This is a genomic window from Azospirillum sp. A29 (genome assembly GCF_042604625.1).
Classification (GTDB): Bacteria; Pseudomonadota; Alphaproteobacteria; order Azospirillales; family Azospirillaceae; genus Azospirillum; species Azospirillum palustre.
In genome coordinates, this window is record NZ_CP170468.1 from 27852 (window position 1) to 50790 (window position 22939).

General features: G+C 58.5%; 14 protein-coding genes. 10 read left to right on the forward strand and 4 right to left on the reverse strand.

Annotation, left to right across the window (positions count from 1 at the left end):
* Positions 1-6: 6 nt before the first annotated feature.
* Positions 7-1947, reverse strand: a complete 1941-nt coding sequence (locus ABNQ38_RS34010) for a hypothetical protein (protein WP_377811139.1) — start codon at positions 1945-1947, stop codon at positions 7-9.
* Between the two features lie 494 nt (positions 1948-2441).
* Between ABNQ38_RS34010 and ABNQ38_RS34015 the strand changes: the two genes are divergently transcribed.
* From ABNQ38_RS34015 to ABNQ38_RS34025, 3 genes are all read left to right on the forward strand, one after another.
* Positions 2442-2672 carry a hypothetical protein gene (locus ABNQ38_RS34015; RefSeq protein ID WP_377811140.1) on the forward strand — a complete coding sequence of 77 codons (231 nt, stop codon included), beginning with the start codon at positions 2442-2444 and terminating at the stop codon, positions 2670-2672.
* Between the two features lie 627 nt (positions 2673-3299).
* Entirely contained in the window at positions 3300-3593 is a 294-nt protein-coding gene (locus ABNQ38_RS34020) for a hypothetical protein (protein ID WP_377811141.1), read from the forward strand.
* A gap of 12 nt (positions 3594-3605) precedes the next feature.
* Positions 3606-5267 (forward strand): hypothetical protein, encoded by a 1662-nt coding sequence (locus ABNQ38_RS34025; RefSeq protein ID WP_377811142.1) that lies wholly within the window; start codon positions 3606-3608, stop codon positions 5265-5267.
* 569 nt (positions 5268-5836) lie between these two features.
* Here the strand turns inward: ABNQ38_RS34025 and ABNQ38_RS34030 are convergent.
* The 3 genes from ABNQ38_RS34030 to ABNQ38_RS34040 form a co-directional block, all read right to left on the reverse strand.
* The gene (locus tag ABNQ38_RS34030) at positions 5837-7939 is read right to left on the reverse strand and encodes a multiprotein-bridging factor 1 family protein (protein ID WP_377811143.1); all 2103 of its coding nucleotides are present in this window, start codon (positions 7937-7939) and stop codon (positions 5837-5839) included.
* 433 nt (positions 7940-8372) lie between these two features.
* The gene (locus ABNQ38_RS34035; protein WP_377811144.1) at positions 8373-9470 is read right to left on the reverse strand and encodes a tyrosine-type recombinase/integrase; all 1098 of its coding nucleotides are present in this window, start codon (positions 9468-9470) and stop codon (positions 8373-8375) included.
* Positions 9471-9559: 89 nt separating this feature from the next.
* A complete protein-coding gene (locus ABNQ38_RS34040; RefSeq protein ID WP_377811145.1) occupies positions 9560-9841 on the reverse strand; it encodes a hypothetical protein in 282 nt (93 codons plus the stop codon).
* Between the two features lie 424 nt (positions 9842-10265).
* Between ABNQ38_RS34040 and ABNQ38_RS34045 the strand changes: the two genes are divergently transcribed.
* The 7 genes from ABNQ38_RS34045 to ABNQ38_RS34075 all read left to right on the forward strand — a co-directional run bounded on the left by ABNQ38_RS34045 (position 10266) and on the right by ABNQ38_RS34075 (position 22803).
* Complete coding sequence (locus tag ABNQ38_RS34045; RefSeq protein WP_377811146.1) at positions 10266-13265, forward strand: BPTD_3080 family restriction endonuclease; 3000 nt, start codon at positions 10266-10268, stop codon at positions 13263-13265.
* Positions 13265-16249 carry a site-specific DNA-methyltransferase gene (locus ABNQ38_RS34050; protein ID WP_377811147.1) on the forward strand — a complete coding sequence of 995 codons (2985 nt, stop codon included), beginning with the start codon at positions 13265-13267 and terminating at the stop codon, positions 16247-16249. The genes ABNQ38_RS34045 and ABNQ38_RS34050 overlap by 1 nt, the downstream gene beginning before the upstream one ends.
* Before the next feature lie 5 nt (positions 16250-16254).
* Positions 16255-18303: a UvrD-helicase domain-containing protein gene (locus tag ABNQ38_RS34055; RefSeq protein ID WP_377811148.1), complete on the forward strand. Its 2049-nt coding sequence runs from the start codon at positions 16255-16257 to the stop codon at positions 18301-18303.
* A gap of 368 nt (positions 18304-18671) precedes the next feature.
* The gene (locus tag ABNQ38_RS34060; protein WP_377811149.1) at positions 18672-20207 is read left to right on the forward strand and encodes an AAA family ATPase; all 1536 of its coding nucleotides are present in this window, start codon (positions 18672-18674) and stop codon (positions 20205-20207) included.
* Complete coding sequence (locus ABNQ38_RS34065; protein ID WP_377811150.1) at positions 20200-20883, forward strand: HNH endonuclease; 684 nt, start codon at positions 20200-20202, stop codon at positions 20881-20883. Before ABNQ38_RS34060 ends, ABNQ38_RS34065 begins: the two co-directional genes overlap by 8 nt.
* A 535-nt stretch (positions 20884-21418) precedes the next feature.
* Complete coding sequence (locus ABNQ38_RS34070) at positions 21419-21664, forward strand: hypothetical protein (protein WP_377811151.1); 246 nt, start codon at positions 21419-21421, stop codon at positions 21662-21664.
* Between the two features lie 209 nt (positions 21665-21873).
* Positions 21874-22803, forward strand: a complete 930-nt coding sequence (locus ABNQ38_RS34075) for a replication protein RepA (protein WP_377811152.1) — start codon at positions 21874-21876, stop codon at positions 22801-22803.
* Positions 22804-22939 lie beyond the last annotated feature (136 nt).

Below are 22939 nucleotides of genomic sequence, written 5' to 3' on the forward strand. Positions count from 1 at the left end.
CGATGTTCACTCGAACAATTTTCGGAGGAGTTTTATCAGCAGCCCTTCGCCCGGGGCGTTCCAGGAGGGCGGCGAGATTGGCGTCGGTCCCATCCGTGGTGGCGCGCTCCGAGTTGGATTGACATACGGCCTTGGCCGGCTCTGTGTACCAGTCGGCTGTCGCAGGGCGCCGGCAGTTGGTCGTAGAACCGACTTTGTCGGGCCCGAGGACGTAACATCGGCGGAGCTGGCATCACGCTGCAGGCGTGCGGCCTTCTTGCAGTCGGGGCATCGGTCTGGCGTGAAGTTCAGCCGGTCAACCCGCGAGCGGGCCATTTCGAAGGTTTTGGAACATGTCCGGCAGGAGAACTCGACCATCTCCTTCTGCTGGATGTTGAAGAGGCTTTGAACCTCTGCTGAGAGGCGTTTAATCCGGGTTGGGAAGATCTCGTTGCCTTGCTCAAGATCCATCTTCCCCCTGGTGATCGCCGACTCATAGGTCTTTAGGACCTTCATCCACTCGGCAGGCTCCATCAACACGCCCTCCGCAAAGGCGCGGTGAAAGGCTTCCTTCACTTTGTGTGAAAAGTGGCTCCAGATGAAGCGCCAGGGACCGTCAGGCACACCGTCGCTGCCCCGCTGGCCGAAAGGATAGGGGAAATGCCTCTTGCGGATGTTTTCACCTGGATCGCCGCCGCCTGCGTGCGAGTAGGGAGGCTTTCCAGGAACCAGGATCATGAACAGCATGACGGCGAGTGCGAACCGATCGTCGTCGAAGTCACGCAGGTACGTCGAATAGTCCCGGCCATGCCGTTCCGGACGTGTGAAGTTGATCATGCCAACGGGGCAGGGGTAACCATCGATCTGCGCCAAATCCAGATCAACGAACGTGACTGTTCCGTCAGGTTTCACCAGGATGTTGCCCTGGTTGATGTCACCCATGATCACGTTGCGGCTGTGCAATTCGCCCACGATCTCTGCGACTCGAATGGCAACACGCACGAGGTCTACGCGCTTCCATTCCGGTAGTTTTTTCTGCAGAAGGGGCTTCTTGAAGACGGACGTGTCCAGTGAAATGCCTTCTGCTTTGGGCATCAGATAACCGACCGGCTCACGACGGCTGTTGTAGAGCACGTCTTCCGGCCAGCACACGCCGCGGACGGACACTGGCTTAGCCGTCATGATCTTCAACTTGGCAAGCGTCCGATCTGTGAGGCGTTCAGCCTTGTAAATCTTGGCGACCTTTCCTCCACCCAATTCATGGATGGTGCCCTCACCACCATTCGCGAGCGCCCGTCCAAGGGTGAAGGCCATCCCTGCTTCTGTCGCAACGGTCTGACCCTCTCCGGGGATCGTAGACACCCGGATTGGCTGCGGCGTTCCCGCCACAATTTGAGCCGGGAGTGCGAAGGCTGCCGGTTTCGGCTTGGGCTGAGACTTGGACCTGGGAGCATGGTTGCTGGAGGCTGGCCCATGCGACTTCGTCCAGGCAGTGTCGGACGCCTGCCACTGTTCAAGCCCCGATGTACGGATACGGGCGATCGTAAGATCGAAACGGGAGTTGATTGCGTCGGCGTTTCGGATGCCGAGAAGGAGCTGAGCGAGGGCCCTGTCTTGTGTGATGACCAGCATATCGAGTTTGGTCCGGTACCGCGTTACCACCGAGGCGATCACTGCATCGGCGAACGGATCACCAGGGTCGCCAAAAACCTCTGCGCATCCGTCAGCTCGTAGCCGCTCAACCAAGGTCTTGGCCGCCTGCGCCAGACGCTCCCGATCACCGTCTCCGGACGTCGACAAGCGCTGCAGTTCCGCCCAAACCCGTTCTGGAATCACCAGCCTGCGAGACGATTGCTTGAGCAGCGGCCAGAGTCCCGTGGCGATATACTCTCGACCCACCGGGTCCATAAGCGAGCACGTGTCGATGATGATCCGGTGTTTCGGGATGAACTGCGCCGGGAATAGCATCACACGCTCTTAACCTAGTTGCACACTCTTGCCGTGCACCAGTTTCAAATGCCACAGGCGGCTATCGGAATGCAACCCGCTATATCAATCAGAGAGATTTTTGCGTCCACTCGAGATTGGTGTTGGTTAATTACATAACAGAAATGAACAAAAGAGAAATGAGAGTCATTCTCTAAGGTTGAAATTTAGCTTATCCATAAACTAGTAGATTTCAGTGTGCTGTCTGGAATTTGCGTGGATTGGCGGCAGCGCAACGGGTGCTCACTGAACAATGCGCTCCTCGGACCTACAGCAGGTCAACGGGAGGGTTCTGGTGAACGGAGCCAGTCTGGAAGTAACGGGCGGCGATGCGGTGGCTCTTGTGGCCGGAGAACCGCATCAGCAAGTGCGCAGGCGCAAGCGAGCATCTGCTCAGATGACCGCTTCCACATGGCGTGCTTACTGGCCACCGTCGTCCTGTGGTACAGCGAGCCGCAGCTTGTGGAGGGGCCGGCATGCCAACGACAACGACCTGGACGACACGCCACGCGGTGACGCGGATGCATGGGTGCGATCTGGCGGTGGTCTGGCGCGGGCCGGATTTGTGGAGCTGGACCGTCACCGTTGCTGGAGAGCCGGTCCGCTCTGGAAGTGCCCGGACGATGACCGGCGCTCAGGACGCCGCGGTGTGCGCCGCCAAAGCCCACACGGACGATGGCGGGCGCATCCAGCTCCCGCTGTTCTGATCAAGGTTTTACAATAAGGGAGTAGAAGGGCGGATTTGTGGTGCTGTTCACAGAGCATTAACGTGGAGAAGCCTATGGTCATCTCAGGTTCTCATCCTCCCCGAACCGAAACCTGAAAGGCCGCACCTATTTGGTGGCGGCCTTTTTCTTGACCGTGTTTTTTCGCCATCTGCGTCGCAGTCGTTGAGCTCCTCTCGACCTACAGCAGGTCGGCGGCCGGGTTCTGGTGCACGGTGCCGGTCTGGAAGTAGCGGGCGGCGATACCGTGGCGTTTGTGAAGCGACAAAGCGAGTCGGAAGCCAGACCTCCCGCAGCCGCGCGTCCAGCAGGTCCTGGATGTAGTGTGCGTTGTCACGGCCACCGGCAGCGTGCCGATGGCCCCCATTTCGTCGAACAGCGGCTTAGAAACATTCTTGGGTCACCCCGGCAAAGGGTCGGCTGCAGATGTCCCCCCGACTGACCAAGCTCGAAACTTTAAATACAGCTATACAGCTTAGCTGATTTGAGCCATGCAAATAGAGCCCTATTAGCTACTCAATTTCTTTTCACTCAACAGTGCCTTGGATGGCCGAGTATGGCGGCGAGTAGCGCAAAATCCTGCCGTTGGCGACGAAACGGAGGTTTGCCATGACGGTAATGACAGCGCATGCGCGGTTACGGATAGACGAGCGGGGCATCTCCCCCGTGGACATCGAGACGGTGCTGACTTGGGGGCGAGAGCTTCCGGTGGGCGGCGGAGCGCGGAGCGTGACGCTATCGCGCCATGCGGCGGCAGAGCTTGCTGCCGAAGGCACACCCCGGTCGCAGATCAATGCGCTGCGGCGTATGGCGGTCGTTGTGGCCGCTGACGGTGACGTGATGACCGCATTGTGGATGTGGCGGTCGAAACGGTCGCGGCGTTACCGCCGCGGGATTCGGTGAAGGGAGAGGAGCATGATGGATATGGACAAGAGTGCCCAGGATCCGGCAGCCGAGACCGTCGCCGATCTCGTGAAGCAGGCAGAAGACGCTCCGGCAGAGCGTATCCGCCGGGCGATCGAAAATTACAAAGGTAGCTTGCCATCTAAGGTGCGCATCAGCATCGCAAAGAACCTCGGACTTATCCTCGACCGCGTTAAGGAGAGGATGAAGTCAAGCAGCGGTAAAAATAGAAGAAATACTGTCCTGCGTGACATCGCAAAGAAGGCGGGCATCTACAAGACCAAGAAGGACGAAACCGACGACGGCACTGCGAAGGCGGAAAACTATCTGGCCTATTATCGGATCTGCCCTGACGATAAGCGCAAGATGAATGCGACGCTGCGTGCTGATCCGCGGGGATACTTGAGAATTGCCTTGGCGGCGGTGCCATACATCTCCGGCATGACGGAATCAAGAGCTATCCTGGAACTGACTCGCGATGTCAGCCACTTCGACCAAGCGGCTACCCGCATGGAGACCGAATCTGAACCCGCGGTCCGGGTGGCCGAATTGCTGCGCACTAAGCTGAGGGAGATCGAACTCCGCTATGGCTTGGAGTCCTATTTCCGCGACATATATGCCCTGCGCGCGATGCCGTCATGGGCTCACGAAACGGGCGAGGTCGTCGGATGGAAGTGCGATCTGGGCGGCGACCCTGCATGTTTCGAGCACTCCGAGATTTGGACGTGGCCAAGTGTGCTCCTGACGAGCATCGTGCGCTCCGCAGCGACGGCGCGTTTGACAGTCGATGGCGACGAGGTGGATGGCGAGATCGCATGGGTCGAGCACATCAGCTTAACCTTGGGCTTCCAGCACGGTTGCGTGATCCCTTATCTGCGCTTTGACAGTCATATAGGCATTTGGCCGACTGGGCAGGCCAAGTGGCGTTACCGTGACGCACCATGGTTCTGGCTAGGTTTCCCGCCGCCAGCAGGACGCGGCACAGGGCATGTGCTAAACCGCCACTCCGGGGTTCACGACGGCCGCAAAGCCTTGCGGACGGTTTCGTTTGAGATCGTTAACAACCAAACGGTAAAGATCCCAGAGGAGTTGGCTAATAACGACTCCAGACGCTATTGGGCATCAACACTGCCACCGATCATCTATAGAGCGCCTGTAGCGGTGCCTGGCAGCGATGGCAAAATAATTCAAAGAATGCGACTCGAGCGCATTGACGCTAGGACTCTGACAGAGTGGTTGACAGAATACAGAATTATGGAGATTGAAAACCAGTTCTTGCCATATAAAATTGACCACGCAGAAATTTTATGCCCGCCGAATATGTTAAATACGGTACTGGCGCTTGTCGAGGGCGTCCTACTTGACCGTAAGGCCAAATACGAGAGAAGTGCGAACTACAGCGCTCTAGAACTGGATCGTACATTTCTTGATGAACTGGACTATAGGGCGGCGCACCTTACGAGTTCGTTTAGGGCGTGGCGTGAAAACGCCCACAAGCAGGCGCTGGCAGATCATGAGCGCTTGTACGCCGAATCCCGGCAGCGGGCGGACGATGTGGCAAGGACGGCCGTCCACATGGAATTGGCAGGTAACGTAGCGACGGAAGATTGCGGCGTTGCTGCCTTGCTCTCGACGCTGGATGAGAAGGAGGATGATAATGTCGTCAAAGGCTGAAAAGGACATGAGCGAGGGCCTCGCGAAAGATGCAAGGGATTGGGCGCTAGCGGTGAAGGAGTGGCTGGGTGTGGCAACCGCAGCTGTGTCTTTGGTCGTTCTGATCCGTAGCCTGCGTGCCTAATAGCTCTTACTAAAACCCCAGCCGAGTGGGTTAAACCCCTTGATCTTCCTCATCTCTAATCGCTTTTGATCTGCACCCTAATGCGCGGGCGCGTCAAGAAGACAACAAGTTATTCCCGAAATTGGATGGAAGCAGGTTTCATCCGGCCCAATTTGACCATCTGTTCCGGTTCTGTCCGCTTGGCGTAGTTTTCTGCCCGTTCTATAGCGTCACCCTTTCGTGCTCGAACACCATCCGCATCGCCCGATCGCGGACTTCAGAGGCGTATTTGGGTGATGCCGGTTTTGTCATGATGCCCCCATTCTTTCAGAAAGGAGTCTCCGGGAAACTCGACGCGGTTCAGTCGAGCGTGCGTCAATCGCAATGATAACGCCCGCGCCCCTAAATCGGCAGCGCGGGCGTTATCACTGTGTACAGATTAGAGCCGAGCCGGGACGGCAACTAACTACTCGTCATCACTGAACGAAGCCGCCGCCTCCAGAGGGTCGATAACAATTTGTGACCAAATCGCTACAACCTGTCCCTCAACTTTTTTCAAGGTCGCAATTGCCGTCTGATCCTCTTCGAAATGGGCCTGGAAAATATCCGCGACGTTCACACGGTATCCTCCACCCGCTCCATATCTCGCCTCACACTGTGACCACATGGCGCTAGCTTGGATCAAGTGAGGCGCGAACAGAGTTCGACCCGCAAGAGCGGTACGGGACAGAAACTCCTTGCGCCATTCCGTGACGCTTTCTTTAAGGTTTTCAAGAAACTGCGCTATGTCCGCTAGATGCGAAAAGTTGGCCTTCAAGCCCTCTATCGTTTCATCAATACGAACGAAGATATCGCGGGTTCGGAGGTTTGCATCGATGCGAACACCTTGACCAAGTATGTGCGCGACAGGGAAATTTTCCCAGACCCCTCGACGGTTCACCGAGGCAGCCACAGAACTCTGGTGCGTCTTTTTGGCCTCTGCAACTAGATTGGCATGGGCTGGTCTAATAGCATTTGGCAACTCCCTAAAGCGTTCAGCAGATTTACTTATAGCTTCCGCAATGGTGCGTCGAGCTTGTCGCGTTTTAGCGACATCGGCGTTGATAACGAGATCTTCTGCCGCCATGACATGGCGTCGGATGCGCTCCACTTTTGCTTTTCTAATCGCACCAATGCGCGAGGTTAGCCACAGCCATACGTCTTCAGGCTCGTCCGTGCCGACCTGATAGAAATTCACCGGAATATTGACCAAGCCATCAGTGACAAACTGCTGATCAATTTGAGCTTCTCTAATCGCATATCCTTCTTCGGTGGTTGTAGGGGTAGTCCCGGAGTCATCGACAATCTTTAGGGCTTCATCTTCCCGGGGAAGAACGAGCAGGCACAAACGCTCGGCATCCAGTGCGTCAGACCCCGTCTCGACGACCTCCCGCATAATCGAAAGCGGCGTATTTCCAGGAGCGTCTGGAAATTTACAGCATAGAACGGTAACCGTTCTGGAGTCCTCAATTTGGGCCATCAAGTCTGGCCTCTGAGTAGTGCCTTCGACACCTTTGGTGTCGATAACGCTGATCAGGTAAGGTGTTTCCCTTAGCGCTTCAAGCGGCAATAGAACGGTTATCCGCTGCGGAACTGAGAATTTAGGGTGTTGCCCATAGTTTATCTTGCTGATGTTTTCAGCCAACCATTCCATACTTCCTTCAGTATCTTTTGACAGTATTAACTGCGTCTCAGTACGGCTTTCAAGTTTCATCCGAGCCATTACTTCGGCGATAATACCTTCGACATCGCTGAATGATTCAATGAGCTTCTTCAGATAATCGATAGTAGCAGGCTTTTCAGATGAGTTTTTAGCTCGGATAGTAATTCGACGAACATCCGCCATATTGCGTATAACGCGCTCGATCTCGCTTGGAGGGCCGTTTTTCCCACACACAAGCCCATTCACAAGGTCTGTCACCAACCCTCGGATCTGTTCTTCTGTCAGGCAATCCACTGCAATGCCAAACGCAGGAGCAATTTTAATGGCCACCTCACACACAGTTGTGCGGCCGCTCCCGGTAGGGAATACGCTTTTTTGCTTTTCGCTGTCGCCGACTACTAGATTGGTGACAAACGAGAGGGCCGTCGTCTTGCCTACGCCGATGTCACCTACAAATGCTATACCATGCTCCATGTGCCTGACGAAGTCGACTTCGGATAGAATTCTGGCACGTAGTTGGGTGAGGGGATCCCGAAGGATAACATCGAACTGCGCATCGTTTTCAAACTCGGCAAGCGCTTGCAAAGCCCGTTCCGCGCTCCAAATCACGTCCCGCTCCGGATGCAGGAAATCGGGCCGTTCAATATGACGCCACCGGTCTGTAAAAAACTGGATGATCTCAGCGGCGAGTTCCGTTTTCAAAGCAACGAGATACCGTTGCGCCATCTTCCCATCGGCTCGGTCAGATGATTCCAGCCGAGAAACCACACTTCCGCTTACACCCAGTTCCGCCGCCAAGGCTCCCTGGCTCATCCCAGATTTCTCACGCGCCATGCGCAGCAACGATGTCGGGATCTGCCCATCCATTTTTTACTCCATCAGATAAACAGCGCATCAAAGCCCAGCCTGATGCGTTCATAGCACGATAATTTGCAGGTTGATAGGGTGTTATATCTGAATTTTTGCGTAATAGGTGAGTGCAAGCGCCGGATATATGCTCTGCGGAATCCGCCATCAAAAGCAATTTTCGACCTCTGCGGCAGTGAGCGAGAGGAGGCCTAAGAGCTTGTTAGTTAGGGTCACCACCTCGGCGTTGCAGGGCTGACAATTTGGAAACCCGGCCAACCAGGGCGGGGGCTGTCAGCATTGCGAAGTCGTCTCATGAAGAGACGACATTCACAGATTCTTCTCGCTCAAAAGCCAGCTGCATTGCCATTTATCAGCACAACTTGGTCGCCGAAGATCGTTCCGTTCCCATCAACGCCTGAGACCGACAAATTCTACAATACCGCGTGCTCCTCTACAGCAGGTCGGCGGCCGGGTTCTGGTGCACGGCGCCGGCCTGGAAGTAGCGGGCGGCGATGCGGTGGCTCTTGTGGCCGGAGAGCTGCATCAGCAGGTCGAGCGGGATGCCGTCGCGCCCGCCGGTGGTGAGGAAGCCCGAGCGCAGCGAGTGGGCAGCGTAGGCGGCCGGATCCAGGCCGGCGGCCCGGGCGGCGCGCTTCACCACCTCGGCCACCACCCGCCCGTCCAGCGGCTTGGCCCCGCCCTCCGCGCCCCGCCGCCGCACCACCCGGCCGCGCCGCGACAGCTCACGGAACAGCGGCCCGTCGGTGATGCCCTGGTCGGCGAGCAGCCGCAGCCAGCGGCGCAGTGCGTCGGCGGCGGCACGCTTCACCGGCACGTCGGTGCCGGCGCCCTGCTGGTCGGTCTTCGAGCGGCGGATCCGCAGGGTAAAGTCGCGCCCGGCCGCGGTGACGTCGGCCAGACGCAGCGCTACCAGCTCGGAGCGCCGGCGGCCGCCGCTGGCGAAGGCGACGGCAAGAATGGCGCGGTCGCGCAGGCCGCGGGCATCGTCGGGCAGGGCATCGAGCATCGGCCCGAGCACCTCGTCGCGGGTGGCGGCGCGCTTGGCCTGGGGGGTGATGCCGCGGGCGGCCAGGGCGCGGCGGGCTTGGCGCAGCAGGTCGCGCACGCCGGGATGCAGGGTGGGGCTGGGCACCCCGCGGGCGCGGTGCAGCGCCGCCAGGGTGGCGAGCCGGCGTTCAGTGGTGGCCAAGCCGAGCGGGCCGGGCCGGCGCTTCACCCCGGCGGCGACCAGGGCGGCGTCGACGGTGGCCGGCAGGCTGATGCCGTCGCCGGTCAGGTCGACATGGTCGAGGACGAAGGTCACCACCGTCTCGGCCGGCAGCGGCAGGGCCGCCGGGTCGGTGAGGTCGAGCCCGAGCCGCCGCTCGGCCCAGGCGGTGAGGTAGCGGGTGTCGCTGCGCTGGGCCCGCGCGGTGTTGGCGGCGGTGGCCTCGGCGCGCAGCCGGCGCAGCCGCTCGGCGGCGTCGGCATCGAGGGCGATCGTCGGCGCCGGGGCGGTGTCCGGGGGCAGCGGAGCGGGAAGCGGCACGGGCAGGGTCTCGGCGCGGGTTGGGCGGGCGCGACAGGGTCGCCGAGGGCGGCGGCGGCGTCAAGCCGACGATCGCCGACAAAAGACACTTATCGGCGGTCGTTGGGATGATGAGGGCGGATGGCGGGCGTGGAGGCCTGATCGAGGACATCGCGACATTTGTTCGAACTTAGCGTTGTCTGCCGAATAAATGTCGCGATGTCCTCTGATCCAGGGGGGCGGCGCAGGACGAGAGGGTAGGTAACAAGCGCACGAGCGCGGATCATCTCCGCCAGCGTGTGCCGGATGCGCTTGGGAGTGCGCGGATCCTCGATGCAGCGCGCTAGGCGCTCGCAAATCCCGAGCCGCCGATCAATCTCGGCCAGCAGCACAACGCCGGCATCGTAGGCGGCGTGAACCAGCTTGCCGGCAACCGGTGACAGGCCGGGCAGAATCCCGGTACTCTCCGGCCATGGCGGGCATAAACTCCATTGATCCGTGGTGAGGCTGCTTCAGCATCAAAAGCATACCCGAATTCAGCGGCTTAAACTCACGCCCACCGCCGCCAGTTTCAGCTCTGGTGAATTGCCCAGGTTAGGGGCAATACCGTGTCTTTAAGGCATCAACACACAACATGTTGGAGCATTTTTAATATAATCCCCTGTATCTAGGGTATTGATTTCGGTTTTATCGCCTTAACAACACGGTGTTGGGGTTAGGGGGCCAGTTGCATACAAAGCTAAGAAAAAGTATTAACTCTCTTGCAGGGTGCCGTGGGTTTTTGACGCCATATGATTGTGAAGCAGGAATAAGCCGTTGAACAGCTTTTACGAGCGACCGATTCTGAACTCACCATACCGTGCGCCGGAATTGCACCATCCTCTCGACAAGGATGGTCAACCGCTCGACAGCGAGCCCCGGAAAGGCCGCCGTCCGTCCCGCTTCATCGTGCCTGTCCCCGCCTCGCGCAAAAGGCGGCCGGCCGGCCAAGGGTCGCTGAATATCGAAACCTACAGCGAAAACGCGCTGATCAACGAAATCCGCGGTTACGTCGAGCGTTGGCGCGCGCTGCGCAATCCCGCTGATTGGGGTGTGACCTTAGCGACTCAGCGGCTGCTCGAACACTGGCGCGATCATCGCTTCGCCGGCCCCCGTCCGTTCTTCTGCCAGATCGAAGCGGTGGAAACCATCATCTGGCTGACAGAGGTGGCGCCAAGGCGTGCCGTAACCAAGGGACTGCTCGATCAGATCGCCAAGGCCAACGAGGAGGCCAATCCCGGTCTGTTCCGCCTTGCCATGAAAATGGCGACGGGCAGCGGCAAGACGACGGTCATGGCCATGCTGATCGTCTGGCAGGCGGTGAACGCCGCCCACAAGACTTCCAAGAATTTCTCCCGTGCCTTCCTGATCATCACCCCCGGCATCACCATCCGTGACCGCCTTCGCGTGCTGCTGCCGAGCGAATCCGACAATTACTATGAAACGCGCGAGATCGTTCCGCCGGAGATGCTGCCGCACATCCGGCGTGCCGAGATTGTGATCGCCAACTACCACGCGTTCCAGCACCGCGAGACCTTGGAGGCGACCAAGATCTCGCGCAGCCTGCTGCAGGGCAACCAGCGGGAACCGATCAAGACCCTCGAGACCGACGCCCAGATGCTGGCAAGGGCATGCGGCAAGCTGCTGTCCTACGACCGCGTCACCGTGATCAACGACGAGGCCCACCATTGCTACCGGCACAAGGTCGGTGGCGACGACGAGGGCACCCTGACCGGCGATGACAAGAAGGAGGCCGCCGCGAACGAAGAGGCGGCCCGGCTGTGGATCACTGGCATCGAAACGCTGGATCGCGCCCTGCCGAATGGGGTCAGGGCAGTCTATGACCTGTCGGCTACGCCGTTTTTCCTGCGCGGGTCGGGCTATCCCGAGGGCTACCTGTTCCCTTGGGTGGTGTCGGATTTCAGCCTGATGGACGCGATCGAGAGCGGCATCGTCAAGCTGCCCCGTGTGCCGGTCACCGACAACCTCGCGCAGACCAATTCTGTCGTCTACCGCGACCTGTGGCAGCATATCGGCAAGGACTTGCCGAAGACGGCGGCGGCGGCCGGCAAGCTCAGCCCGTTCAGCCTGCCGCAGAAGCTCCAGACGGCGCTCAACGCGCTCTACAGCCATTATGAGGGTGAGTTCGAGCGCTGGCGGCGTGCCGGCATCGGGGTGCCGCCGGTGTTCATCGTGGTGTGCCAGAACACCGCGATCTCCAAGCTGGTGTTCGAATGGATCGCCGGCTTCGAGCGCGGCGATGCCGCGGAGGGCGAGCGCGCCTCCTTCCACGCCGGGCATCTCGAACTGTTCCGCAACTACGACGACCAGGGCGCCCGGCTGCCGCGACCGCGCACCCTGCTGATCGACTCCCGCCAGATCGAATCCGGCGACGCGCTCGACAAGAGCTTCCGCGACGCCGCCGGACCGGAGATCGAGCAGTTCAAGCGCGAGATGGCCATCCGCGCCGGTGCCGCCAGCGCCCAAGGCGAGGCAAGCGAGAGCGCCCTGTTGCGCGAGGTGATGAACACCGTCGGCCGCGAGGGCCGGCTGGGCGAGCGAATCCGCTGCGTCGTCTCGGTGTCGATGCTGACCGAGGGCTGGGACACCAACACGGTGACCCACATCCTCGGCGTCCGCGCCTTCGGGACGCAGCTGCTGTGCGAACAGGTGGTCGGGCGCGGCCTGCGCCGCCAATCCTACGACCTCAACCCGAAGACCGGCCTGTTCGACGTCGAATATGCCGACATCATGGGTATCCCCTTCGACTTCGCCGCCGCGCCGCAAACGACGAAGCCGGTCAAGCCGAAGCCGATAACCCGCGTCCACGCGATCAGGGAGCGCGCCGGGCTGGAGATCGTCTTTCCCCGTGTCACCGGTTATCGCCGCGACCTGCCGTCCGACAGGCTGGAGGCGGTGTTCACCGAGGACAGCCGGCTGGTGATCACGCCGGCCGATATCGGTCCGACCTCCGTCGTGATGGAAGGGATCGTCGGCGCCGGCGTCACTATCACCCCGCAGGTGCTGGAGCGTCTGCGCCCGTCGGAGATCAGCTACAACCTCGCCAAGCATCTGCTCTTCACCCATTTCCGCGACGAAGACGGCTTTCCCAAGCAGCACCTGTTCCCGCAGATCCAGCGCCTTGCCCGCCGCTGGCTCGACGGCGGCTATCTCGACACCCGCGGCGTGCCGATCGGCGCCATCCTCTACCAGGACCAGCTGGCCCGTGCCGCGGAGAAGATCGACATCGCCTGCACGCGTGGCAGCGATGGGCGGATGCTGGCGGTGCTCGATCCCTACAACCCGCGCGGTTCGACGCGCCATGTCAATTTCATCACCTCCAAGCCGTGCTGGACGACCGGTGCCCGTCCGCCCAAATGCCAGATCAGCCATGTCGTGCTCGACAGCAGCTGGGAAGAGCAGCTGGCGCTGACGCTGGAAGAACACCCCCGAGTCCTCGCGTATGCCAAGAACCAGGCGATGGGCTTCGAGATTCCCTATCTCGAAAGCGGCACGATGCGGCGCTATCTGCCCGACTTCCTCGTCCGCCTCGACGATGGCGGCGACACGCCGCTGACCCTGGTGCTGGAGGTCAAGGGGCTGCGCGACGAGAGCGACAAGGCCAAGGCGCAGACCACCCGCGACCTGTGGGTTCCAGGAGTCAACGCGCTCGGCGGCTGGGGCCGCTGGGGCTTCGCCGAATTCAGGGACTGGGCGGTGATGAAGGAAGACTTCGCTGTGCTGGTCGATCAATTGCTGTCCAAGGATACCGTCTGATGGCCCGCCCGCCCAAATCCGCCAAGGCAAGCTCCACCAAGGCGAACCCGACCAAAGCGAGCAAGACGGTCGACACGCTAAAGCATGAGGCTGCGACCCGGCGCAACATCCCGACGGCGGAGATGGAGAGCTTCTTCCGCCGCGACGAGGATTCGGCGCCGATGCCGCCCGCGCATTACCCGCGCACCCGGCCCCTGCCCGAAGGCGCGCGGCGCACAGAGCAGGAACCGAGCGTGCCCGAACTAATCTGGAACGGCGCACGGATCACCATCACCGAGCAGCAGATGGCCGAACTGGCCGAGACCGGCACGCTGACGCTGTCCGACGCGCAGCTGGTGTGGCGCGGCAAGGACCGGCAGGACTGGTCCGACCTCGTCGTCAACGTGCCGCCGCTCTACATCCAGGAGAAGATCCACCCGAAGGCGATCATCGACGACCTCAAGCGCCGCACCGCCCAGGCGCGCGAGGCGCGGACCGAGGCGCCCGACCTGTTCGCCGACTTCAACGGCGTCGAACCCGACCAGCGCGCCGAATTCTACCAGCACGACCAGCATTGGTCGAACCGCATGATCCTGGGCGACAGTCTCCAGGTGATGGCGAGCCTTGCCGAGCGCGAGAGCCTGCGCGGCAAGGTCCAGTGCATTTATTTCGACCCGCCCTACGGCATCAAGTTCAACTCGAACTGGCAGGTGTCGACCCAGAGTCGCAACGTCCAGGACGGCCGGCAGACCGACATCAGCCGCGAGCCCGAGCAGGTCAAGGCGTTCCGTGACACCTGGAAGGACGGCATTCACAGCTATCTGGCTTATCTGCGCGACCGCCTGACCGTGATGCGCGATCTGTTGACAGAGAGCGGCTCGATCTTTGTGCAGATCGGCGATGAGAATGTGCATCGTGTGCGTGCGTTGATGGATGAGATTTTTGGTGATAGAAATTTTTGCTCGCAGATTATTTTTAGAAAAACAACTGGAAAGGCTAGTGGTCTTCTCGACAACACTTTTGATGCCATATTGTGGTTTGCTAAAAATCGAGACATCGTAAAATATAGGCCTTTATTCATCGAGCGCTCCCATCTTGATGATATGAATATTAGATTTGTTCAGCTTTCTGATGGGGTTAGAAGGCCAATGGTTGCTGAAGAAATAATTGGGCGTGCTGCGTTACCAGAGGGATCAAAAGCCTATCGCCCAAATCCCCTTACCAGTGCTCGTTCTCCGCAGCCAAATGATGTTCGAGAGTTTACAGTATTTGGCCGTAAATTTACTCCAGGGAAGAGGACATTTAGCACAAACGAGAAAGGGCTGAATGCTCTTAAAAAGGCAGGTCGACTGCATGGTATTGGAAATACTCTTACATATCTTCGGTACGTAGAAGATTTCCCATATAAACCTCAAAGCGACATCTGGGAGGATACTCGCCAAAGTGGGTTTGGTGACGAGAAGTTGTACATAGTGCAGACAGCTACTAAAGCTATCCAGCACTGCATCCTGATGGCCACCGATCCCGGCGACCTCGTGCTTGATCCCACCTGCGGTTCAGGTACTACCGCCTATGTCGCGGAGCAATGGGGCCGGCGCTGGATCACCATCGACACCAGCCGTGTCGCGCTGGCGCTGGCGCGTACCCGCCTGATGGCGGCGCGCTATCCGTGGTACCTGCTCGCCGACAGCCGCGAGGGCCGCGCCAAGGAAGCCGCGCTCACCCAGCGCCTGCCGTCCGACAGCCCGGTCCACAACGACATTCGTCAGGGCTTCGTCTATGAGCGGGTGCCCCACATCACCCTCAAGTCGATCGCCAACAACCCGCTGATCGATGACATCTGGGAGAAATGGCAAGCGGTGCTGGAGCCGTTGCGCGCCGCGCTCAACACGGCCACCGGCGAAAGCTGGGAGGACTGGCAAATCCCCCGCGTGCTGCCCGATAACGCTCCTGCCGCCGCCGCCGAACCGCATGTCCGCTGGTGGGAGGCCCGCATCGCCCGCCAGCGCGAGATCGACGCCAGCATCGCCGCCCGCGCCGAGGTCGAATATCTCTACGACAAGCCCTACACCGACAATTCCCGCGTCCGCGTCGCCGGGCCGTTCACCGTCGAAAGCCTGTCGCCCCACCGCGCGGCACTGGCGGGCGAGGACGAGTTGATCGAGACCCTCGATGCCGCCGCCGGTAACCGCTCGCCCGCCGTCGCCGATCTCGCCGGCCAGGATTTCGCCGCCATCGTCATCGACTACCTCAAGGCCGAGGGCGTCAAGCAGCAGGACAAGGGCGACCGCATCGTCTTCGAAAGCCTGACGCCCTGGCCGGGAAACTTCATCGGCGCCAGCGGCATTTTCATCGAAGGGAGGACGGCAGACGGCGGGAACGGTCCCGAACGCCGCGCCGCCGTGCTGATCGGCCCGGAATACGGCACCGTCGGCCGCCAGGACATCGTCGCCGCCGCGCGCGAGGCGGTGGACGCCCGCTTCGACGTGCTGATCGCCTGCGCCTTCAATTTCGACGCCCACTCCTCCGAACTCGGCAGCCTGGGCAGCCTCAAGATCCTCAAGGCGCGGATCAACCCCGACATGCACATGTCGGAGGAGCTGAAGAACACCGGCCGCGGCAACATGTTCGTGGTGTTCGGCGAACCGGACGTCGACATCCTCGACGACGGCGGGCCGGAGATCCGCGTCAAGGTCAACGGCGTCGACGTGTTCGATCCCAACACCGGCGACATCCGCTCCAACGACACCGCCGGCATCGCCGCTTGGTTCATCGACACCGCCTATGACGAGGAAAGCTTCTTCGTCCGCCATGCCTATTTCCTCGGCGCCAACGATCCCTACAAGAGCCTGAAGACCGCGCTCCAGGCCGAGATCGACGAAGAGGCCTGGGCGACGCTCTATTCCGACACCTCGCGGCCGTTTCCGCGTCCGGCCAGCGGCCGCATCGCGGTCAAGGTGATCAACCACTTCGGAGACGAGGTGATGAAAGTGTTCGGAGTGTGAGCGCGATGAACTTCCTGATCGCCGACAGCTTCACCGCCTCCTTCAACCGGCTATCCGGCCCCGACCAGAAGGCGGTGAAGGCGAGCGTCTTCGACCTGCAGATGGACCCGGCCGGCAACGGCCTTCGGCTCCATCGCGTCGATCGCAGCAAGGATCCCAATTTCTGGTCGGCGCGGGTCAACCGCGATATCCGGCTGATCGTGCACCGGAGCGCCGACAGCCTGCTCGTCGCCTATGTCGGCCATCATGACGACGCCTATGGCTGGGCGGAGCGGCGGCGGATCGAGGCGCATCCGCGAACCGGGGCGATCCAGATCGTCGAGATCCGCGAGCGGGTGGAAAATGTTGCTCCGCCCGCCAGTGCACCGCCAAGTGTCAGGAGCGCGAAAGCCGATGCGCCGGGCCCGTTCGCCGGGCTGGACGACGACGCGCTGCTGTCCGTCGGCGTGCCCGCCGACTGGTTGGCTGATGTCCGGGCGGCGAGCGAAGACGGCTTTTTCGCGCTGACCGGCCATCTTCCGGCCGAGGCCGCCGAAGCCCTGCTCGATTATGCCGTCACCGGCCGGCTGGCGCCGCCCGCGCCGGCCCTGCGGCTTCCCGCCGATCCCTTCGCCCATCCGGACGCGCTACGCCGGATTCGCCTGATCGCCGACCAGGAGGAACTCGAACAGGCGCTGGCCTATCCCTGGGAGAAATGGGGCGTCTTCCTCCACCCGTCACAACGCGCGCTGGTCGGGCGTTCCTTTGCCGGTCCGGCGCGGGTGGCTGGATCGGCGGGGACCGGCAAGACCATCGTGGCGATCCACCGCGCCGTCGGCCTTGCCCGCGCCAATCCCGCCGCCCGCATTCTGCTGGCAAGCTTTTCACAACCACTCGCCGATGCCATGGCGAAGAAACTGCTGGTCCTTGCCCCCGAGACCGGCGGGGTGGTGCCCCGCATCGTCACCGCCTCGTTCCGCGGCATCGCAGAGGAGATGCATCAGCTTGAATATGGTGTGCGTCCCCGCATCGCCTCGGATGCCGTATTGAGGGAGCGGTTGCGTGCGGCGGTGGCCGAGGCGGGGCTCAAGGGCTTTTCCGAGCGCTTCCTGTTGTCGGAATGGAGCAACGTCATCGATGCCTGGGGGCTGACGTCGCTCGACGCCTATGCGACCGTCCCGCGCATGGGCCGCAAAAGCCGGCTCGGACCCAACCAGCGCGCGGCCTTGTGGCCGGTGTTCGCGGCGGTGCGGTCGGTATTGGCGTCGGAACGCTATACGACCTGGGCGGCGGTGTTCACCGGCTTGGCGGAAGCGCTGACGCGGCGTTCCGCTAAGCCGTTCGACCATATCATCATCGACGAGGCGCAGGATCTTGCCCCGGCCGAGTTGCGCTTCTTCGCGGCGCTGGCGCCGGCCCGGCCGGACAGCCTGTTTCTGGCGGGCGACATCGGCCAGCGGATATTCCAGCATCCCTATTCCTGGGCGAGCCTTGGCATCGATGTGCGGGGCCGTTCGCACACGCTCAAGGTCTGTTACCGCACTTCGCAACAGATCCGCCGGGCGGCTGATCGGCTGTTGCCGGCCGTGCTGCGCGACAGCGACGGGACGGAGGATGAGCGGCGCGGCATCGTGTCGGTGTTCGACGGGCCGCCGCCGCAGGTCAAACCCTTCGCCACCGTCGCGGCCGAGGCCGCAGGCGTCCGGGACACGGTCGCGGCATGGCTGGAGGAGGGGATCGCGGGTCATGAGATCGGCGTGTTCGTCCGCACCTCGCCGCTCGTCGTCCGCGCGCGGGCGGCGATCGACGGGTTGCCCGGCGCCGAGACGATGGTGACGGTTCCCATGAGCCTGGCCAAGGGTCTGGAATTCCGCGCCGTCGTGGTGATGGCTTGCGACGAGGGCATTCTGCCGTTCGACGAGCGCGTTGAAGATGCCGCCGACGAAGCCGAACTTGACGATATCTATGAAACGGAGCGGCGCCTGCTCTACGTCGCCTGCACGCGGGCGCGCGAGCATCTGCTGCTGACCGGCGTGATCCCTTGCTCAGAATATTTGGCGGATATTATACAATAGGAAGGAAGATAAAAAATATCATCCAGAAATTATCTGTGTTGGAAATAGATTTCCTCTGCGTGACAGGGGGGAACTACCAGAAGAGAAATGGTTAGGAATGCTTGTTCAGAGACGCGGAGAGCGAGCAACGCGCGGCAGAGTAGGTGATCTATAATATATTCTATAACGCTTACAGATTGTTTAGACAATCTTTAATACAACTGATTCGGCGGAGTGATGAAATCATGCGCAACAATGGAAGGTACTTCTTTCACAAAGCTGTGAGAAGGATAGCGTGCTGGAGAGGAGATGTCTGATACCTGTTTCAGAACACTCGAAAGCAAAAATCTAGAGATTTCGTTGGTTTAACTAACATGAAGGTGTAGAGCATGTTTAGGTTGAATAGGGTAGTTAGGAGAGTTACTGGCGCCGCCGGTGAGGATCTCTTCTTGGCACACGGAATAATTATGAATAATTCACCCACATGCAGTGTTATGGTTGGGAACAATGGCACCGGTAAGAGTCGACTTATATCTGATATAGCGCGGGTGTTTATTTATATTAGAAATCTTAAGGAACTTGGCGTGGTAGGGAAAGACAACAGAAAGGCTAGTGAAAATTTTGGGCGAAATTTCTCAATTTCAGAAATAGAATATATATGTAACGGTCATAAATTTCTCCTGAAAATTTCGGAGCAGGATAATATTAAGTCATTTAAAGACGAAGAGTACTGCGAAATTTCGGAGTGCGACGTGCCAGAAAGGGTTATCGCACTTACAACATCTCCATTTGATAAGTTTCCATTATCTAGAGATCGTCGGTCATTTGAACATCTGTACGACAACAGCGAATACGACGAGGATGTAGAAGGATTTTATCATTATATCGGATTGAAAGAACGTATGGGTCGCCTCAGTTCTCATGGGTTGATATTCAAGACCGTTGAAAACTATGCGCGGATCTACTGTTCACCAGAAGAAAACGTAGCTAGAATGGAAACTATTCTGAATTATCTTAGCTTAAGACCTATCATAAAGATCAGGTTCTATTCAAAGTATGGCCGCGAGATATTCGAGGCTGCAATGAGAGATGACTTCATTGAATATCTTCAGGAAAGGTCACATAACTCATTTTCCCTTAATAGCATACGCCGATTTGGAGGACTCCACCCTGAATCTTTAAAAAAAGTTCAGCAAGCTATTATTCGGTTTAGAAGGAGAAAGGAAACGGTCAACAAGCGGTCTGAAGTTGTTCTTGATCTTAATGACCGCGAGAGCTCCATAGCTGATCTTTTGACCTATCTCGACGATGCATATTTGCTTCGTCGATTTGGGTTGGTTGGCCTGCGTTCAATAGAAATACAAAACATTGACGGGGACGTGATCGATGTTATGGATGCAAGCTCTGGCCAAATTAATGTAATGATGGCTTTCTTTGGGCTAGCATCTGTAATCAAAGAAGATAGTCTCATACTGATAGACGAGCCAGAAATAAGCTTGCACCCGGAATGGCAAATGCGATATATGGAATTTCTTAAGCAAGCATTTGGTACTTATTTTGGTTGCCACTACCTAATTGCAACACATTCGCCTCTAGTTTTATCGGAGGTTCCTGAGTTAAATTCGTTTTTTGTTACTCTTGATAACCCGAAGCCAGCAGCTATACCAACCACTGAAATGTCAGGTCGATCATCGGACTATCTCCTCGTACAGGCGTTTAGATCCCCAGCACACAACAACTACTACCTGCGTGATGTTGTCGCAACGTTACTTAAGAAGGCAGCACGAGGGGAAATTGATGATAGTAAGTATAAAAATTTGATGGCTGTTGTATCTATGATACATGAAAAGCTAGATAAAGATGACCCGATGAAAGTTCTAATCGATGGATTACTAGAAGTTCATGAGGTGGAAAACCATGATTAAGCAGCCTGTAAAATTTGGAGATGAACATAATAAAACTATAAATTTGTTTTCAGCGTCCAATAAAGAGGAAAAGAAGTCTTTTTGGCAACGTGATGAAGTTGAAGATATCAGAAAGTTTGCGCGTGAACATTATCTTTTGCAACAGTCGTATGAGTGCTGTTTTTGTGGAAGAGTAAATCCAACCGATAGAGCGAACGAGTGGAATGTTGAGCATATAGTCCCTAGAGCAACTCACCCGCAATTCACTTTTGAGCCTAAGAACCTCGCTGTGGTATGTGCAGCGTGCAACGGGTTCAAGTCAGACCAGAATGTACTTCATAACAAATCTGTAAAAAGATATCCTAACAAAAAGGAATCTTTTGCAATTGTTCATCCACATTACGATGAATATAATGATAACATATGGAGAGTTGGAAAGTTTATATATATACCAATATCTACGAAGGGTGTTGAAACCATACATCTGTGTAAGCTTACAAGATTTGGACTGGATTTATTAGGAGTCGATGCATTAGAACAGGTAGAAGAGGAAATTGAAGAGCAAATGAAATCTTATCTAGAGACTAGCGATAAAAAAGAAAGAGAGTTACCCCTTTTAAAGATACAAGCACTGACTGACATAAAATTTAAAATAACCCGTAGATTGCGTCGCAGCGGACGTGAAAAGGTAAGGTGATCCAGCAGTGTATGGAAGAGTCTTGTCTGAGTCCAGGAGCTGCAATATGCAGTGTCTGACTTTGCAATTAGGCAACAACACAAAGTGCTCCTACCTCCTTTGCCAGACTATTTCGGCAGTCTGCTAGCATTTCTTTGGCAGTTCTACTGTCGCCTGTGTGGAACGAGCCGGCACTGAGTAATACCGCCGCGCCTAATCATTGACACATGGGAGCCAGGGATAATTGGTGAGGGAGCGCAGGCGCTCCGGTGTTGCGGTGAGAGCGTTCCAGGCATCACAGCATGCCTGGACGACGGCATCGTAGTCGTCCAGAAGCCGGGTGGGACAAAAAGAGGACAGCGCGATAGGTGTTCGCCAAACGACGCTAAGGGTGAACTGAACTGGAACGGTGGCTTGCCTCCTGGTCCCCAGGACAACTTTTCGGGAAATTGATATTTGACGGCAAGCTCCAAAACTGTCCGGAAGTGCCCACTTTCGATGGGCGTCCGGACATCTTGGATGCCGGACGGGATAACGGACAGTAGGTTCAGCGCCGGTGTTCTTCGTCTGTTTCACCTTGGCGTTGTTTGGCGCACAATCATCGCGCTCTCCTCTAATTACCCTACACCGCAACGCCCTACTCTTCCGCCTGGAGCTGCTGGTGCGCGCCCATGGCGGCGAACCGGCCAACTTTGCCTCAGCCGTGCGGACCTACGTGATCCACTACTACCGCGCCGCCCTCGACCCCACCGTGCCGTCACCAGAGTCCACACCACCCGAGTCGGACGATTTGCAATCGTGACAGAAGGCCAGCGGCAACTTATCCTGTGGACTCTGGTGACGGTCGTGTGGACTCTGGTGACGCACGACTCGCCATATATGGAGTTATCCCGTGGACTCTGGTGACGAAGCAAATAGTAAGATCCAAATAACTTCCAAATAGCTTGCGTCACCAGAGTCCACATTGATTTCGTCACACCGAGACGCCACAGTGCGGACCGGGAGGCAGCCATGAGCAACGTTCATCAGCTGATATTGCAGCACGGACACTCGGAAGCACGTCGACTGCTACCGGAAGGAAAGCAGCTCATCGACATGGCGGCCGCTGTGATGGCTGAGGACGATCCTGCGCTCTCCTTTACCTATTCAGGCTTCTGCCTGACCAGCTTCCCACACAAAAAGCTTGGCAACAGTGAGCGGTGGGAGCGGCATGGTCATAACGTCACCCTAACTATCGACCCCGGCAGCCTGCCCGACGCTGATGGCGTCACCAGAGTCCACGGCGTGCCCTATGGCAGCCGCGCTCGGATGATCATGCTCTACCTGCAAACCCGCGCCGTACAAACCAACAATCCGGAGGTCGAGCTGGGCGCCAGCATGCGCGATTGGCTCGGCCGGATGGGCATCAGCGTTGGCGGCAAGACGCTCAAAGAGGTGCGCGACCAAGCCGACCGCATCGCCGCCTGCAACCTCACCTTCACCTGGCGTACCGAGCGTGGCTCAGGATTCGTAAAGGGTAACATCGTCAAGGGCGGCTTCCGCCTGCAAGATCTTGAAGACCACAGCGAACAGCCGCGCCTCTGGGTCGATACAGTCCGCCTGTCCGACGACTTCTTCCAGGCCCTGCTCGACCACCCGGTGCCGGTCAACGAAACGGCGCTGCGCCAGATCGCCAACAACAGCGCCGCCATCGACCTCTACACATGGCTGGCCTATCGGCTCCATGCACTGTCCAAGCCGACCCCGGTGACCTGGGCGGCGATGCACCAGCAGTTCGGCGCAGGCTACAAGCTGGTGCGCCAGTTCAAGGCGAAGTTCGGCGCCGTTCTCGAGGCCGCTCTGGCAGTCTATCCAGAGGCCGTGGTCACGATGGACGACCGGGGCGTCACCCTCTACCCCTCCCCGCCCCCAATCCGTGAACGCGTCACCGCCATCCGGTGAGCGTCACCAGAGTCCACACCCCATCACCAGAGTCCACGGCGAACGGCGCCTAAGTTGATGATGGGTGGTGAGTAGATACTATTGACAGGGTAGAACCCACCAAATACCGTGCGCCTACACAAGAATGGAGGCACGG

Excerpts from the sequence above, each read along its gene's own strand:
- ABNQ38_RS34010 (WP_377811139.1), bottom strand. The coding sequence starts at position 1,947 with ATGCTATTCCCGGCGCAGTTCATCCCGAAACACCGGATCATCATCGAC.
- ABNQ38_RS34015 (WP_377811140.1), top strand. The coding sequence starts at position 2,442 with ATGCCAACGACAACGACCTGGACGACACGCCACGCGGTGACGCGGATG.
- ABNQ38_RS34020 (WP_377811141.1), top strand. The coding sequence starts at position 3,300 with ATGACGGTAATGACAGCGCATGCGCGGTTACGGATAGACGAGCGGGGC.
- ABNQ38_RS34025 (WP_377811142.1), top strand. The coding sequence starts at position 3,606 with ATGATGGATATGGACAAGAGTGCCCAGGATCCGGCAGCCGAGACCGTC.
- ABNQ38_RS34030 (WP_377811143.1), bottom strand. The coding sequence starts at position 7,939 with ATGGATGGGCAGATCCCGACATCGTTGCTGCGCATGGCGCGTGAGAAA.
- ABNQ38_RS34050 (WP_377811147.1), top strand. The coding sequence starts at position 13,265 with ATGGCCCGCCCGCCCAAATCCGCCAAGGCAAGCTCCACCAAGGCGAAC.
- ABNQ38_RS34055 (WP_377811148.1), top strand. The coding sequence starts at position 16,255 with ATGAACTTCCTGATCGCCGACAGCTTCACCGCCTCCTTCAACCGGCTA.
- ABNQ38_RS34060 (WP_377811149.1), top strand. The coding sequence starts at position 18,672 with ATGTTTAGGTTGAATAGGGTAGTTAGGAGAGTTACTGGCGCCGCCGGT.
- ABNQ38_RS34065 (WP_377811150.1), top strand. The coding sequence starts at position 20,200 with ATGATTAAGCAGCCTGTAAAATTTGGAGATGAACATAATAAAACTATA.
- ABNQ38_RS34075 (WP_377811152.1), top strand. The coding sequence starts at position 21,874 with ATGAGCAACGTTCATCAGCTGATATTGCAGCACGGACACTCGGAAGCA.